This is a genomic window from Streptomyces sp. NPDC104367, from assembly GCF_055583825.1.
Genome location: NZ_JBVJND010000045.1, coordinates 22,040 through 36,945, shown reverse-complemented (window position 1 = coordinate 36,945; position 14,906 = coordinate 22,040). Strand labels below are relative to the sequence as shown.

The following is a 14,906-nucleotide window of genomic DNA, read 5'->3' as shown; positions in this document are numbered from 1 at the left end:
CTTCCCGGAGGGTACGTCGGCGGTGTTCCAGGTGCCGGTTCTCGGCGATGAGCGACGAGTGGTCTCCACCGCGTCCTGTACGCGGTGTGACTGCGGATGCCCGGTAGGGCGATCCCTGCCATTCCCAGCTCACGCTCTGGAGTGGAAACCGATGAACCCCGTCGAGTACAAGCCTGCACGTCGTGACCGGATTCGTCAGATTCTGGTCGACGTCACGGTGGGCGTCGTCATCAACCTGTTGGTGACGGCCCTGACCGAGGCAGCGCGCCTGGTCAGCTGACCGGCAGGTGGCGGGCTTGGGAGAGCCCGCCACTCCATGTGCTGGTCCTCATGTCAGAAGAGATGCATGTCTCCGGGTGGGGCGTCCTTCTTCTGACTCTTCCTGCGGCGGCGCCGCCCTCGGGCAGGACGGGGCAGATGTGGCTGTCGCGCCTGCTCCGGCAGGTTCTCCCAGGTGGGTCGCAGGCCGTGGATCGCGACGTCTCCGACGAGTCCCTTCAGGTAGTTCCGGGTCTCCTCGTCCGTGGAGTAGAGCACGGTCGCCCGGCTCGCCCTGGTCATCAGCACGTGGTACGCGTGCCGGACGAGGCGGGCGAACTCGTCGTCGTCCACGCTCTTCGGCTTGACCTTGGGATCGAACGACCCGGGAACGGCGACCCGCTTGACGCCCGTCTCCTTGTCCTCCCGGTCCTTGCCCCGGCGGAACACCCAGCGGTCGCCCCGGCGCACCATGTCGTCGCCCATGATCACGCCGCACCAGTCCCACTCCAGTCCCTGCGCGGTGTACACACAGCCGATCTGGCCGAGGCCGTTCTCGTGCACGGACCAGATCTTGGAAGGGGGGACGGTCTTGTTCTCACAGAAGGAATCGCTGTCCGCGTTCCACGGCCGGTGCCAGTCGCCGATCCGGACGTCGGATTCGAGCCGCTTCTCCTTGCCCAGGGGTTTCGTCCAGGGCCAGCAGTATCCGGCGACCATGCGCGCGGAAGCTCCCGCCCCGGCCTCGGAACGGATGATCCGCTCGAGCTCCTCGGGGGTGTCCACGACCTCGACGTGCATCAACCCGTCCGGGGTCCACGACTCCGGCTCCGCGTCCGACACCCCCAGCGCGCCCCGCACCCAGCGGATGTATGCGTCGCTGCCGCCGCACCGGAACTGTTCCCGCAGGCAGTAACGGACCAGCTGGGCGTCGTAGCGCCGTGCAGCGTCCTCCACGAGAGCGACGGTGCCGACCTCCTGTGGACGCACGGACTGGCCCTCATCAAGGAAGAACACTGTCAACCGGGAGGCGTCGAGAAGCTCGTCCACCTGGGGCTTCGTGCCCCAGTCCTCGGGTTTCCAGAAGCGGTTGGTGGAACGGTCGCGCAGGCGGTGGGCCTCGTCACAGATCAGTACGTCCAGTGGCGGGTCGGGCGGGGTGACGAAGTTGCTGAAGTAGGTGAAGCTTTCCCTGAACTCCCGGTCGCCGTAGCCGACATGCTCCTGGAGGGCGCCGTTGAACGCCCTGCTGCCGCTCGCATACTTGACCGTTCGATCGTCGGCCTCCAGTTCGGCCTTGAGTTGGAGGCCGATGGCGCTCTTACCCGTGCCGGCACCGCCCGTGACGAGGAACACCACCCGTCGTTCGTCGGGGATGAGCGCGGGCCGACGGGGATCGGGAAGCACCTTGGCGGCAGCGTCGAGGATCTGGTCCGCGACCTTCTTCTGACGGCCTCGCAGGGTGAAGACCGTGTCCGCGCCGCTGGAGCGGATCATGGCGTCGAGCAGCGGAGTGTTGCGCAGGCCCATGCTCCGTAACAGGATCTCGGCCGCCGAGTCCGCCCCGTCGGCGGCGAAGCTGCTCCGCAGGTCCGACAGCAGTTGTGCACGGCGGTCGCCGGTGTAGACCCGGGCGTATGAGCCGGTCGGTGCGTCCACGCCGACCAGCGGAAGCACCGAGGCGTCGGTGGCATTGTGCAGATAGGCGAAGCCGCCGCACTCGAAGTCCAGCCCGTACAGCGGACCTCTGTCACTCGTGAACGCATCGTAGTATTCGCGCAGTTGCAGCGCGGGATGCTTCTTCTCCCCCATACCGGGGACATGCACCAGGTCCGCGGTGGCCCGCTCCACCCGGGTCACCGTCGACCACCGTTTCAGCTCGACGAGCTGCACGGACAGCCCCTTCTCCTCGGGATGGTGGCCCACGAGGACGACGTCGATGAGCCGCGGGGCCCCGGCGCGGTCGGTCTCATCGAGCGTGGCCGCGCACTCGACGACCATCTCGACGTTCCCGCGATCGGCGGCGACCAGGTCCTCGGCGAGGTGCACCAGGCTCTCCGCCCAGGCGGAACGCTCGGTCAACGACGCGTCGGTACGAAGGAAGTGCTTCCACCTCGCCGCGAGGTGGGGCACCATCCGGCGCCGCGAGTTCAGAGTGAGCAGATCCTGCGCCGACAGCCTCAGCAGGAGCATGGACACGAGGTGACTCCCCCAGTGCACGAGTGACTCGTGCGGGTGGGGGCATGTCCTCGCTCAGGGGAAGCCCGTCGGGCCGCAATTGGTACGGCGATCTTAGGGACCGCAGAGACCCCTGCGAGGCCGACGCGCCAACTCATGGCATGTCACGGGCAAGTTGGCGGAAAAGCTGCGGCCTTGAGGCCTGTCGTTCACGTCGTGGCTGCGACACGCCGCTCAGCAGCCGCCAGATCCCGCAGTTTCTCCTGGGTTTCCCGGTCCGAGGAGTAGACGACCGTGCCGACCATGCCGCGGGTCAGGAGCACCTTGTACGTGTTGCGGATCAGGCGGTCCACGTCGATGTCGGGGGTGGACTTCTTGAAGACCGGATCCTTGGACGCCGTCCGGTCCGTGACCCAGCGGTCGCCGCGCCAGAGCAGGTCGGGACCGATGATGACGCCGGACCAGTCGTACTCGAAGCCCTGGGCGGTGTAGACGCAGCCGATCTGGCCGAAGCCCGCCGGATCGGTGGCCCACAGGGCGGCCGGGGGTGCGCCGGAGACGGCACGATCGCCGCGCAGGTTCCACGGACGGGCCCAGTCGCCGATGACAACGTCGGGCGACAGCGGGTCGCCGGGCTTGGGTTCCGGGGACCAGCGCCAGCAGTAGCCGGCGGACATACGGGCGCCGTAGCCCTGGGCACGGCGGGCCTGGAGGAAGTCCTCCATCTCCTGCGGGCCGTCGGCGACCAGCAGTTGCATGCGACCGTCGGGTTCCCACCCGACCGGCCCGCCCGGCTCCAGCCCGAGCAGGCGGACCACCCAGCGCAGGTAGGTGTCGCTGCCGCCGCAGCGGAACTGGCCGTCCAGCGGGACGACATGGCAGGGGATGTCCCGCTTCGCCGCCGCCGCCTCGATCTCGGCCACCGTGCCCATCTCGCCGGGCCGGACGACCTGGTGCTCGTCCAGGAAGAAGACGGGTACGTGGGCGACGTCGATGAGTTCGTCGATCTGCGCGCGGCCGGTACGGTGCGCGGCGCGCGTGTAGCGGTTGGCCGAGGTCTCCCGGATACGGTGTGCCTCGTCGCAGATCACGGCATCCAGGCTGTTCTTCTCGGCCGTCATGAAGCTGTTGAAGTACTTGAAGAGATCCTGCACTTCACGCTTGCGGGCGCCGGCGACCTTCCTCATCGTCTTGGTGAACGACTGCGAGCCGGTGGCGTGCAGCGCGGAAACCCCACGCCGGTAGAGCTCGCCGAGCAGTTGGAGAGCGATCACGCTCTTGCCGGTGCCGGGGCCGCCCGTGACGATGACGACCTCCTTGCGATCGGCGCGCTTCGCCTTCTCCACCGCGTTGAGCACCATGCGGTACGCGACCTGCTGCTCGTCGAGGAGCACGAACTGGGTGCGGTCACGCACCTCCTCAGCCGCCACGGACATCAGCTGCTTCGACGGAGCCGTGACGCCTGCCTGGAGTTCGTCGGCCGCCCGGGCCCCCGGGTGCTTGTCGCTCAACCTCGAACGAAGGTGATCGAGGAAGGCGCCTCGGCGTTCCGCGGTGAAGAGCAGGCCGTTGCCGTCACGTTCGATCTCCCTCAACCCGCTCACACCGAACTCGGTGGCGTTGTGCAGATACGCCACTCCGGCCATCCGATCCGCGTGTTCGGCCACCGCCCCGTTGAAGTTGACGAGGTACTCGCAGTAACGGCGCACCTGCTCGACGGGGTTGAGGACCGGATGAGCGTAGGCGTCGACGTGGCAGAGGGTGGGGTCGTCCTCGTGGGGCAGTGCCTGGCTCCACTGCTTCAGCTCCACCACGACGTAGGACGGCTCCCCCGTGCCCGGATGCACTCCGGCCAGCACGACGTCAGCGCGCTTGCTGTTCAGCGGGAGCGAGTACTCCAGCATGACCTCCACGTCGCCGAGGCCGGCGTCGTTGAGCGCGGCGGCCAGGACAGGGAGGCTTCGCTCCCAGGAACGTATTTCCGAGGTGCCGGGCCGATAGCCGTGCAGGTGGACGAACTGGTCGGTGAGGCGCAGAAACAGCGAACCGTCGAGTGTCATGACGGCGACCGTTCTCGCGGACGCGCGGAACAGCAAGGACTTCCCCCAGGCAGCACGAAATGACTCGTGCGGGTGGGGGCATGTCCTTCGAGACTCCACCGGGGTGGAGCGGAAGCCCGTCGGGCCGCGTTGATGATGTGATCGAGAGTACCTGGCGGTACCGGCAGCCGTACGGCTTCCGTGACCGCGCCCGTGGGGTCGGCTTGTGGATCCCGGGCCGCACGCGGTCCCGTTCGGCCTGCGGGTCTCCCCGGTGACACAGCCCACTTCGTACTGCATTCCAAGATGTCGTCTCGTCTATTGACTGGCATATCACCCCCTTCTAGGGTGAGGGCACTTCTTGAAAGGACGGACCGCGTGAAGCCTGCCGCCCTGATCGGCGTCTTGCTCGTGTCGTGTGCCGGCCGCCGGACCTACGACGAACCGCTCAGGTACTCCCCGCCCCGGGAAGGACTGCGCCCCGGCACGGCCGTCGGCGTGCCTCAGACCCCCTTCTGAGGTACCGCGTCGCCCCGCGACGCACCGCCGCCGCGCCGGCGTCCGCCACGTCCGCGCGTCATGGCCGACCGACATCGGACAGGGCCTTCCATCACCTTCGCGAGGAGTGCACCACCGTGACCACCACCGCCCCCGTAGAGCAGGTTCCCGGACCGTCCGCCTGGCGTGGCGACGAGCTGTCCAGGTCCACCGACTGGATCTACGTCCTCAGTGACGCCGAGCGCACCGAGCTGGAGGAGCTGGGCCGTCGCTTCGTCGCCGACGACCCCGACCTGCGGACCGTCACCGCAGCCGACTACCCCTTCGACGCCTGCCGCGCCCTCAACGACGAGTGCGCCCGGCAGATGGACGCCGGCCGCGGCTTCATCCTGGTGCGCGGACTGCGCACCGAGGAGTACGGCGACACCATGGCCGGCGCCGTCTTCTTCGTGATGAGCCTCCACCTCGGCCAGCCCATCGGGCAGAACCAGCGCGGCGACCTGCTCGACCACGTCATCGCCACGTCGAACAAGACGCTCGACGACGAGGGCGCGCTGCCCTCCCGGGTGCGGGACCGGCTGCCGTTCCACTCGGACAGCTCCGACGTCGTCGCCCTCATGTGCCTGCACGGCGCCAAGGAGGGCGGGGCCTCCAGCCTGGTCAGCGGCACCACCATCTACAACGAGATGCTGCGCCGCCGCCCCGACCTCGCCCCCCGGCTCTTCGACACCTACCACTGGGACTGGCGCCGCCAGGACCCCGACTCCCCCGAGCTGACCTACAGCTCGCCGATCATCAGCTACGTCGACGGCGTCTTCAGCACCTACGCCGGCAGCACGATGATCTTCAGCGCCCAGGAGTACCCCGGTGTTCCGCAGCTGACGTCCGACCAGATCGAGGCGATCAACCTCTTCGAGGAGATCTCGCAGGAGTCCGGTCTGCCGATCGACATGGACTTCCAGCCCGGCGACGTGCAGTGGCTGCTCAACTACGCCGCCCTGCACTCGCGCACCAGCTACACCGACCACCCCGAGCCGGAGCGCCGCCGGCACCTGCTGCGCATGTGGCTCAAGCGGGACGTCGGGCGCCCGCTGACCCCCAAGTTCGGCAAGCACGTCGTCGTCCTGGGCGAGCCCACCGTGCCGCCGCTGCCGGGCGGCCGGTTCACCATCGCCGAGGCCGTCACCGTCAACGACGACTGGGGCGCGTGACCCCCCGGGGCCGTCGGTCCCGGGAGCGGCGTTCCCGGCACTGACGGCCCGACGGGACGACGGGACGACGGTTCCCCAGCGTGATACGAGACCGCCGCGGCCGGTTCGCACCGGGCGCGGCGGTCCTGTGTCGTGGGGCAGACCCTCACGTCCGCCGTCTCGGCCGTCCGGGCAGGGCCGTCACCGGCCGCCTTCCCCGGCGTCCTCGCGCACGCGCACCTTCGCCGCCGTCCGGGCGGTGAGTTCCGCGGCGTCGACCCCGGGGGCGGTCTCGACGAGGACCAGGCCGTCGTCCGTGACGTCGAGGACGCCCAGGTCGGTGATGATCCGGTCGACGCAGCGCCTTCCGGTGAGCGGCAGGTCGCACTCGGCCACGATCTTCGGGGTGCCGTCCTTGGCGGTGTGGGTCATGGTGACGATCACCCGGCGGGCGCCGTGCACGAGGTCCATGGCCCCGCCGATGCCGGTCACCATCCGCCCCGGGACGGCCCAGTTGGCGAGGTCGCCCCGCTCGGAGACCTGCATGGCGCCGAGCACGGCCGTGTCGATGTGGCCGCCGCGGATCATGGCGAACGAGAGGGCCGAGTCGAAGAACGCGGCGCCGGGCACGACGGTGACGGTCTCCTTGCCCGCGTTGATCAGGTCCGGGTCGATCTCGTCCTCGTACGGGAAGCGGCCGGTGCCGAGGATGCCGTTCTCCGACTCCAGGACGACCTGGACGCCCTCGGGCAGGTGGTTGGGGATCAGCGTCGGCAGCCCGATGCCCAGGTTGACGTACTCGCCGTCGCGCAGTTCGCGGGCGGCGCGGGCGGCCACCTCGTCGCGTGTCCAGGCCATCAGAGCCCCGCCTTCCCGGGACGCGGACCCGGCGTCACCGTCACGTTCTCGATCCTCTTGTCGGCGGCCTGCTCCGGGCTGAGGGCCACCACCCGCTGGACGAAGACACCCGGCAGATGCACCTGGTCGGGGTCGATCCCGCCCGGCTCGACCAGTTCCTCCACCTCGGCGATGGTGACGCGGCCCGCCATGGCCGCCACCGGGTTGAAGTTGCGGGCGGACTTGTTGAAGACGAGGTTGCCGTGCCGGTCGCCCCTGGCCGCGCGCACCAGCGCGAAGTCGGTGGTGATGCCGTGTTCCAGGACGTAGGCGGTGCCGCCGAACTCGCGGACCTCCTTGGGCGGTGAGGCCGTGGCGACGCCGCCGCGGCCGTCGTAGCGCCAGGGCAGTCCGCCCTCGGCGACCTGGGTGCCGACCCCGGCCGGGGTGTAGAAGGCCGGGATGCCCGCGCCGCCGGCCCGCAGCCGCTCGGCGAGGGTGCCCTGCGGGATCAGCTCCAGCTCGATCTCGCCGCCCAGGTACTGGCGGGCGAACTCCTTGTTGCCGCCGATGTAGCTGCCGGTGACCCGGGCTATCCGGCCCGCCGAGAGCAGTACGGCGAGGCCGCAGTCCAGCGCGCCGCAGTTGTTGGAGACCACGTCGAGTGCGGTGGCGCCGGACTCGTACAGGGCCTGGATCAGGATCGACGGGATCCCGCCGAGCCCGAAGCCGCCGACCGCGAGGGACGCCCCGTCCGGGACGTCCGCCACCGCCTCGGCCGCGGAAGCGACCACTTTGTCCATCCGCCCGCCCACTTCCTTGTCGGGACGCACACGGCGCCCTTCGCTGAGATCGTTCGCTGAGATCGTTCGTCGAGATCACTCGGTGAGATCACTCGGTGAGGTCGTTCGATGAGATGCGCCGGCGGGAGGTGTCACGCCGGCGCGCAGAGTCCGGGAGCCGGTCCGGCTACTCCGGGACCTCGTTCAGCAGCCGCCCGTAGACGCGCGCGTACGCCTCCAGCCGCGCCAGCGACAGCGTGTCGCGGCGCGGATCGCCGGCGGCCGGCCTCGGCTGGGGGCCGAGGCGTACGGTGTCGACGCCCCGGGCGCGCAGTTCCACACCGTCGGTGGAGCCCGTCCAGCCGGTGACCGGCGGCGGCTCGGCGCCGAACTCGTCGCTCCAGGCCGCCCTGGCGGCGGTCACCACCGGGGCGTCGGACGGGGTGGCCGCGGCTGCCGCGACCGGCTCCACCGCCACGTCCACCGTGCAGTCCCGCAGTGCCGACCGTGCGCACCGCGCCCGCAGGCGGCCCGCCAACTCGGCCGCCAGCGGCGCCGGTTGCACGGGGTCACCGGCGACGACGTAGAGGCCGATGCGCAACTGGGCGGGCAGCAGGTCGGGTTTGTCGGGCCATCCTCCGCCGATCGCGCCGATGCCGCACGCCCGGCCGGTCTGTCCCTGCCGGGGGTCGGCGGCCAGGTAGGCCTCGCGCCAGCGGGCCAGTTCGTCCAGGACGACGCCCGCGTGGGCGACGACTCCCCCGGGCGGTGTGGCGGACTCGGCCAGCATCGCGACGCCGGACCGGCCGGTGACCCGGACCGTCAGGTAGAAGGCGCCCGGCTCGTGCCACAGCAGGGTGGGCGGGCCGCACTTCGCCACGATCGCCGAGCGCGGCAGCGGGTGGGTGTCGGCGTAGGCCTCCAGGCCGGTGACCGGGGTGCCGTCGCCGCCCGTGCCGCGGCGGTGCGTACCGGAACCGGCGAGCAGCAGCCGCCCCCGCCGCGACCGGGCGAAGGCGACCAGGGCGGCGGCGGCCGGGCCGCGGGCGACCCCGATCCCGAAGCCGCTGACGGTGTCGCCGTCCAGGGCGAGCGGGCCGACCGGCGCCGCGTCACCGGTGACGAGCAGGTTGACCGCCGCGGCGCCGTCGTCCAGCGAGGTGTCGAGATGGGAGTAGAGCAGCGGGCCGTCCCCGTGGGAGGCGACAAGGCTGCCGCCCTCGGGGCCGTGCTCCAGCACCTGCCAGTCGGTGTGCGGCCACCGGTCGGCGCACCAGGCCCGCAGCCGGTGCGCCGCCGTCCGTTCCCGCCCGCGCGGGGCGGGAACGGTGTCGAGCAGCCGCAGGACGTCGAGCAGCGGCTGCCTCAAAAACGTCCCCAGTCGTCGGAGGCCGGACGCCACACGTCGATGTTGCGCGGGTCGGCCGGCATCCTGCGGGGCCGGTGGGTCTCGTGCTCCTCGGGCGTGAACACCCGGTGCGCGTCGCAGAGTTCGAACCGGGGGCCGAAGCGCGTGTCGTGGAGGTAGAACGCGATCGACGTCGACGCCGAGTGGTTGACGATGTCGGAGGCGATCGGCGCGCCCTTGTACAGGGCACGGGCGCGCATCCGCATGACGTGGTCGAGGCTCTTCATCGCGAAGCACAGGTGCGCGACGTAGTGCTCGCTGTTGTTCTGGACGGCGAGGCTGTGGTGGTAGCGGTCCTCGCCGCGCAGGAACGTGGTGGAGCCGACGACGTAGTCCGAGGGCAGGAACTTCAGGACGTTCTGGTAGAAGTCCAGCGTCTCCTCGTACTTGGCGGTGGCGATGAAGGGGTGCACCAGGTCGAGCGGCCGGATCTCCAGGTGCGGCGGCTCGGCGTACTCCTGGAACTCGGTGAACAGCTCGACGACGAGGCCGTTGGGGTCCTTCACCGCGAAGCCGTTGTCGCACAGCGCCCGCTGCCGCTCCTGGAGTCCGAGGACTTCGAGGCCCGCGTCGAGGACGCTCTTGTGGAGCTGCTCCAGGACCTCCTCGCTCGCCACGCTGTAGCCGACGGCGGTGGTCCATCCGTCGGTGCGCTCGGGGGCGTGGATCAGTTCGATCGCGTGGTGCTCGATGTCGGCGCGCAGGTAGGCGTACTCGTCCGTGCGCTGTTCCAGCTGGAGTCCGACGTGGTATTCGAGGAAGTCGATCGTGGCCTGCATGTCCGGGACCTCGATACGGGCGTACTCCATGCCGTACGGGCCGTGCGGGCGGGTGCTCACCGGCGGTGTCCTTCCTGGCGCGAGCGAGGGCCGCTCGGTGTACTCGAACGAGGTGATGGCCTGTCCGCCGATGACCGGCCGCCAGCGGGTGCGCACGAAGGTCTCGTGGGTCTCGCTGCCGAGGTAGGCGAGCAGGTCGTCGCGGCTGTCGAAGTCGACGGCCATGGTGTGGGTGAAGGTCCGGTCGCGGGTGCTGATGTTCTCGCCGAGGAGGAAGCCGCGCATGGCCGGGTAGCGGTCCGGGAAGGTCCGCAGCTCGGCCAGGACGGACTCGCGGGTGGCCTGGTCGGTCCCGTCGGCGAAACGGAAGGACAGGGTGTGTCGGATCATCGGGTCGCCTTCCGTGGCCGGCTAGAGGATGAAGCTGAGCCGGGCGCCCGCGGCGAGCGACTCGTGGCCGAGGCGGGAGCGCCGCAGCCGGAACCGGAATCCGTCGTCGGTGGGCACCAGCAGGTGCTCGTACCAGCCGACGTAGGCGTCGAAGTGGCCGTCGCGGGCGCGGTGCACGACGAACGAGGCGGACACCCGGAAGGAGTCCTCGGTGTGCTCGGACAGCCGTACGTTGGAGACCAGCCGGTGGGTGCGCGAGTGCGGGTTCTCGGCGTGGGCCTTGCGGGACTTCAGCCGCTTGACGCGGGCGCGCAGCAGGTCCCAGTCGTCGTCGACGAACGATCCGGTGGAGTGCGGCGACCAGCCCGCCCGGTGGTCGGTGGTCGGGATCTCGAAGCGGGCGCCGGGTTCGAACAGGGCGAGCCAGCCGTCGTAGTCCCACCGGTCGAGGATGTCGGCCTCGGTGTAGAGGAAGTCCTCGACCTCGGGGCGGGTGACGGTGCGGCCCGCGCAGGGCACGGTGTGGGAACCGGGGTTGCGGAGAGCGGTCATCGCACGTCCCTTCCGGACAGGAAGGACGCCGGCCGGTCGCCGTTGACCTCCAGGGCCTCGTCGATGCCCATGGCGTCGACCCAGTGCCGCCAGAAGCCGCGCATCGCGCCCTCGTCGGTCGACCTGCCCTGTACGCCCTTGACCTCGTCGGCCATGCCGCGGGACATGTCGCTGTAGTCCAGCTCGGGCGCGGCGGTGCCGGCCGTGGCCTGGATGCCGCGCTGGACGGCCTCGTACGCCTCGATGTCGTCCGGGGTGGCGAGGCCGCCCGGGCCGACGAAGCTGACGACGGTCTTCATGCGCAGGGCCCGGGTGTCCGGGTCCTCCTCGCGCGGGACCAGCTGCCAGGCGCGGACGTCGGTCCGGTCGGGCGCCACCGGCTCCAGCTGCCGGATCGAGAGGCCCTCGATGTCGAACAGCAGCAGGTTCGGGAAGACGAAGAGGATGTGGCTCTCGTCGGCGACGTGGTGTGCCCGTTTCTCCCCGAGCCGTTCGGTCATCTCGGCGCGGTGGCGCTCGGTGCGGACCTTCTCGTCCTCGCCGAAGCGCGGTTCCCAGATCATGCTGATGCGGCCGCCGTGGCCGGTCAGGACCAGCAGTCCGTGGCCGTTGCCGAGGTCGTAGGCGTACTGGTTGTCGTCGCTGACGGCGTAGCCGCTCTCGCGCAGGTAGCCCACGAACGTGTTGTGGGTCGGCGCGAAGTGGTAGCCGTCCATGGCGTTCTCGACGGCGAGCTTCCAGTTGCCCCGGACGCTGTAGAGCTGGGTGCCGGGCAGGGTGGTCATGCCGCCGACGTGCTGCTGCTCGATCATCGTCATGTAGTCGGCGGCGTCGCCGAGGTGTTCGAGGAGCGGCGGGACGTCGGGGTCGAAGGAGACGAAGACGTACCCCTCGTGGATCTCCAGGCGCGGTACCGCGCGCAGCCCCATCGAGGCCCGGAAGCCGTCGCTCGACTCGTAGGCGTCGGCGTCGGGGATCGCGGCGACCTCGCCGTTGTTGCGGAATGTCCAGGCGTGGTAGAAGCACTGGAAGAGCCGGGTCGAGCCCTCGGTCTCGCGGCACAGCACCGTGCCGCGGTGCGGGCAGGAGTTCAGGAACGCGTGCACCTCGCCGGCGGTGTCCCGGCAGAAGATCAGCGGCCGTCCGCCGAGGGTGCGGACCTTGAAGTCGTTGGGGTTGGGGATCTCGGTCTCGTGACCGAGGTAGAGCCAGGTGTGCATCCACACCCAGCCGCGTTCCCGGGCGAAGATCTCCGCGCTGCGGTAGGCCTCTCGGTTGACCCGGAAGGTGAGCTGGTCCCAGTCCTCGACGATCATCGGCGCTGGGACGGTCCGGGGATTGCTGCCCATAGGGAGTTTGCCTCTCACAAGTCCCGACCCGAGTGGCGCGCTGTGAGACGCCATCTCGCATGTCGCAGTAGCGTCCCCTAGCACAGTCGCGCTGTCAAGGATTCAACCGACGGTTGACACGCCTGTCCGGTGTCGTCATCATCCAATTTCACATTGAAAGACACCGTCTCGCATTCCGTGCGACCGTGTGAAGGGCAGAAGCTCGTGCCGTATGTCATCACTCAGGCCTGCGTCGACGTCATGGACAAGTCGTGCATGGAGGAGTGCCCGGCCGACTGCATCTACGAGGGCGACCGGATGCTCTACATCCAGCCCGACGAATGTGTCGAGTGCGGGCGCTGTGAACCGGTGTGCCCGCAGATCTCGATCTTCCACCACGAGGATCTCCCGGAGCAGAGCAGGGAGTTCGAGCGCGTCAACGCCGAGTTCTTCACGCTCGGACTCGGCGGCGAACCGCTCGGCTCGCCCGGCGGGGCGCGCAAGGTCGGCCGGGTCGGCCACGACCACCCGGACGCGGTCGCGTGAGCGGGTCCTCGGCGCCGGACACCGAGGTCTCGGTCGACCTGCTCGTCATCGGCGCCGGACCGACGGGGCTGTACGCCGCGTACTACGCCGGCTTCCGCGGGATGAGCGTCGCGGTCGCCGACGCGCTGCCCGAGGTGGGCGGCCAGATCGCCGCGCTCTACCCCGAGAAGCTCGTCTACGACGTGGCCGGTTTCCCCGCCGTCCGCGGCCAGGACCTGGTGGACCGGCTGGCCGAGCAGGCCGGCCGGTGGAACCCGGTCTACCTGCTCGGACACGGGGTCACCGACCTCGACGACACGGGGACGGGCATCGTCGCCACCACCGACGCGGGCGCCCGGATCAGCGCGGGCGCGGTGCTGGTCTGCGGCGGCATCGGCAACTTCATCCCCCGGGAACTGCCGGTGGGCTCCGAGTACCTGGGCCGCGGCCTGCGCTACTTCGTGCCGCGGCTGGACGAACTCGCGGGCCAGGACGTCGTGGTGGTCGGCGGCGGGGACTCGGCGCTGGACTGGGCGCTGTCCCTGGAGCCGATCGCCGCGTCGGTGACGCTGGTGCACCGGCGCACCCGGTTCCGGGCCCACGAGCGCAGCGTCGAGCAGGTCGGGAACTCGACGGTACGGGTCCTGACGCCGTACGAGGTCGAGAAGATCTCCGGCGAGGGCGCCGACGGGGCGGTCTCGGAGGTGGTGGTCGCCGGCTCCGACGGCGACCGGATCACCCTGCCCGCGCGGTCCGTCGTGGCCGCGCTCGGCTTCATCGCCGACCTCGGCCCGATCGAGCGGTGGGGGCTCGAACTGCGCCGCCGGCGCATCCTCGTCGACCGCACGATGCGCACCAGCCGGGAGCGCGTCTTCGCGGCCGGTGACATCGCCGACTACGACGGGAGGGTCGGCCTCATCTCGATCGGTTTCGGTGAGGCCGCCCTCGCCGTCAACCACGCGGCGGCCCTGCTGGATCCGGCGCGCTCCGTCACTCCGGGACACTCCTCCGACGCGTGAGACCACGGGGCCGGGAGGGGCGCCCTACGCTCTTCCCGGCCCCGTGGTCCGAGGCGGTCGGCGGCCGACCAGAACCTGAGTACGCTTTCCCGCACGGCTGTGAGCCGCCGTACCATTTCTCCATCCGATACGGCGTCTCGTCCGTTATTCCATTTCCTCTCCCCGAGCTCGAACAGGAGCGATACGACCATGGTCACGAAGGTGCAGCGCGGCACCGGAGAGCAGAAGGACGGTCCGGACCGGACCGCACCGACCATCCAGACGGTCGAGCGTGCCGCGCTCATCCTCGGCTCGTTCACGGTCGGCAAACCGCACATGAGCCTGAACGAGATCACCGCACGGCTCGGTGCGAGCAAGGCGACCGCGCACCGCTACACCAAGGCGCTGCGGGCGGCCAACCTGCTGCGCTACGACGAGCGCACCTCGCTGTACTCCCTCGGCCCCCAGGTGCTCACCCTCGCCGCCGCGGCGCGGGCCGGCCTGCCGATCGTCGCCGCCGCCGAGCCGTACATGGAGGGCCTGGTCCGGCGGATCGACGAGACGATCGTGCTGTCGGTCTGGGACGGAGAGTCGGCGACCGTGGTGCGCTCGGTGGACAACACCGACCACATGGTGCGCATCAGCGTCCGGGTCGGCTCGCGGCTGAACCTCACGTCCTCGGCGCAGGGCCGGGTCTTCCTCGCGTTCCTGCCCCCGGAGCAGGTGCCGGCGCTGCCGCGCGCGGTGCGCCGGTCGGCCGAGCTGAACGAGGAGCTCGACGCCATCCGCAAGCACGGTCTGTCGGTCAACTCCCCCACGGTCAACGGGGTCCGCACCATCGCGGCGCCGATCTTCGACGGCGACAAGATCAGCGGGACGCTCGCGATCGTCGGCACCACGGCCACGGTCTCCGACGACGTCTCGTCGCCGATGGCCCTGGCGCTGGTGGAGACCGCCCGGGCGCTGTCGCAGCGGCTGGGCAACTCGGAGGACGGGCCGGGCGGCGACTGAACGGGTCCCGGAACGGCTGACGTGGTTGTGGGGCCCCCCCCGGGGGGGGGGGGCCCAACCCCCACCCCCGGGGGCGGGCCGGGGGGGGGGCCCGGGGGGCCCCCGGGGGGCGGAAGATTACGTTTTATACCAC

The 14,906-nt window shown here is 70.3% G+C and carries 13 protein-coding genes; 5 read left to right on the top strand and 8 right to left on the bottom strand.

The genetic code is table 11. The annotated features are described in order from the left end of the window. The first annotated feature begins 151 nt into the window (after positions 1 to 151). Complete coding sequence (locus tag ACZ619_RS41155; protein ID WP_469610685.1) at positions 152 to 280, top strand: DUF6408 family protein; 129 nt, start codon at positions 152 to 154, stop codon at positions 278 to 280. Between the two features lie 53 nt (positions 281 to 333). Here ACZ619_RS41155 and ACZ619_RS41150 read toward each other — a convergent pair whose 3' ends face one another. Both ACZ619_RS41150 and ACZ619_RS41145 read right to left on the bottom strand, forming a co-directional pair. Further along, positions 334 to 2,451 carry a DUF2075 domain-containing protein gene (locus ACZ619_RS41150; protein WP_469610726.1) on the bottom strand — a complete coding sequence of 706 codons (2,118 nt, stop codon included), beginning with the start codon at positions 2,449 to 2,451 and terminating at the stop codon, positions 334 to 336. A 194-nt stretch (positions 2,452 to 2,645) separates the two neighbouring features. Then, positions 2,646 to 4,532, bottom strand: coding sequence for a DNA/RNA helicase domain-containing protein (locus tag ACZ619_RS41145; RefSeq protein ID WP_469610683.1), 1,887 nt, complete (start codon positions 4,530 to 4,532; stop codon positions 2,646 to 2,648). Between the two features lie 578 nt (positions 4,533 to 5,110). On the opposite strand from ACZ619_RS41145, the gene ACZ619_RS41140 reads away from it, so the two are divergent. Beyond that, positions 5,111 to 6,184 carry a TauD/TfdA family dioxygenase gene (locus tag ACZ619_RS41140; RefSeq protein WP_469610680.1) on the top strand — a complete coding sequence of 358 codons (1,074 nt, stop codon included), beginning with the start codon at positions 5,111 to 5,113 and terminating at the stop codon, positions 6,182 to 6,184. A gap of 180 nt (positions 6,185 to 6,364) precedes the next feature. Here the strand turns inward: ACZ619_RS41140 and ACZ619_RS41135 are convergent, their stop codons facing one another. The 6 genes from ACZ619_RS41135 to ACZ619_RS41110 all read right to left on the bottom strand — a co-directional run bounded on the left by ACZ619_RS41135 (position 6,365) and on the right by ACZ619_RS41110 (position 12,260). Further along, a complete protein-coding gene (locus ACZ619_RS41135) occupies positions 6,365 to 7,021 on the bottom strand; it encodes a CoA transferase subunit B (protein WP_469610678.1) in 657 nt (218 codons plus the stop codon). Next, on the bottom strand, positions 7,021 to 7,803 hold the full coding sequence (locus ACZ619_RS41130) for a CoA transferase subunit A (RefSeq protein WP_469610676.1): 783 nt from the start codon (positions 7,801 to 7,803) through the stop codon (positions 7,021 to 7,023). Before ACZ619_RS41130 ends, ACZ619_RS41135 begins: the two co-directional genes overlap by 1 nt. A gap of 166 nt (positions 7,804 to 7,969) precedes the next feature. Next, positions 7,970 to 9,151 (bottom strand): hypothetical protein, encoded by a 1,182-nt coding sequence (locus ACZ619_RS41125; protein WP_469610674.1) that lies wholly within the window; start codon positions 9,149 to 9,151, stop codon positions 7,970 to 7,972. Next, positions 9,148 to 10,359, bottom strand: a complete 1,212-nt coding sequence (locus tag ACZ619_RS41120; protein WP_469610672.1) for a Dabb family protein — start codon at positions 10,357 to 10,359, stop codon at positions 9,148 to 9,150. Before ACZ619_RS41120 ends, ACZ619_RS41125 begins: the two co-directional genes overlap by 4 nt. Positions 10,360 to 10,380: 21 nt before the next feature. Further along, entirely contained in the window at positions 10,381 to 10,911 is a 531-nt protein-coding gene (locus tag ACZ619_RS41115) for an aromatic-ring-hydroxylating dioxygenase subunit beta (protein ID WP_469610670.1), read from the bottom strand. Next, the gene (locus ACZ619_RS41110) at positions 10,908 to 12,260 is read right to left on the bottom strand and encodes an aromatic ring-hydroxylating oxygenase subunit alpha (RefSeq protein WP_469610668.1); all 1,353 of its coding nucleotides are present in this window, start codon (positions 12,258 to 12,260) and stop codon (positions 10,908 to 10,910) included. The genes ACZ619_RS41115 and ACZ619_RS41110 overlap by 4 nt, the downstream gene beginning before the upstream one ends. Before the next feature lie 204 nt (positions 12,261 to 12,464). On the opposite strand from ACZ619_RS41110, the gene fdxA reads away from it, so the two are divergent. The 3 genes from fdxA (at position 12,465) to ACZ619_RS41095 (ending at position 14,773) form a co-directional block, all read left to right on the top strand. After that, a complete protein-coding gene (fdxA, locus tag ACZ619_RS41105; protein WP_469610666.1) occupies positions 12,465 to 12,785 on the top strand; it encodes a ferredoxin in 321 nt (106 codons plus the stop codon). Next, positions 12,782 to 13,783, top strand: coding sequence for an NAD(P)/FAD-dependent oxidoreductase (locus ACZ619_RS41100; RefSeq protein ID WP_469610664.1), 1,002 nt, complete (start codon positions 12,782 to 12,784; stop codon positions 13,781 to 13,783). Before fdxA ends, ACZ619_RS41100 begins: the two co-directional genes overlap by 4 nt. 189 nt (positions 13,784 to 13,972) lie before the next feature. Then, a complete protein-coding gene (locus ACZ619_RS41095; RefSeq protein WP_469610662.1) occupies positions 13,973 to 14,773 on the top strand; it encodes an IclR family transcriptional regulator in 801 nt (266 codons plus the stop codon). The last annotated feature ends 133 nt before the right edge of the window (positions 14,774 to 14,906 follow it).

Bases quoted from the DNA above. Each gene is read 5' to 3' on its own strand.
- ACZ619_RS41115 (WP_469610670.1), bottom strand. From the start codon at position 10,911: ATGACCGCTCTCCGCAACCCCGGTTCCCACACCGTGCCCTGCGCGGGC.
- ACZ619_RS41120 (WP_469610672.1), bottom strand. From the start codon at position 10,359: ATGATCCGACACACCCTGTCCTTCCGTTTCGCCGACGGGACCGACCAG.
- ACZ619_RS41155 (WP_469610685.1), top strand. From the start codon at position 152: ATGAACCCCGTCGAGTACAAGCCTGCACGTCGTGACCGGATTCGTCAG.
- ACZ619_RS41095 (WP_469610662.1), top strand. From the start codon at position 13,973: ATGGTCACGAAGGTGCAGCGCGGCACCGGAGAGCAGAAGGACGGTCCG.
- ACZ619_RS41135 (WP_469610678.1), bottom strand. From the start codon at position 7,021: ATGGCCTGGACACGCGACGAGGTGGCCGCCCGCGCCGCCCGCGAACTG.
- ACZ619_RS41110 (WP_469610668.1), bottom strand. From the start codon at position 12,260: ATGGGCAGCAATCCCCGGACCGTCCCAGCGCCGATGATCGTCGAGGAC.
- ACZ619_RS41130 (WP_469610676.1), bottom strand. From the start codon at position 7,803: ATGGACAAAGTGGTCGCTTCCGCGGCCGAGGCGGTGGCGGACGTCCCG.
- ACZ619_RS41150 (WP_469610726.1), bottom strand. From the start codon at position 2,451: ATGCTCCTGCTGAGGCTGTCGGCGCAGGATCTGCTCACTCTGAACTCG.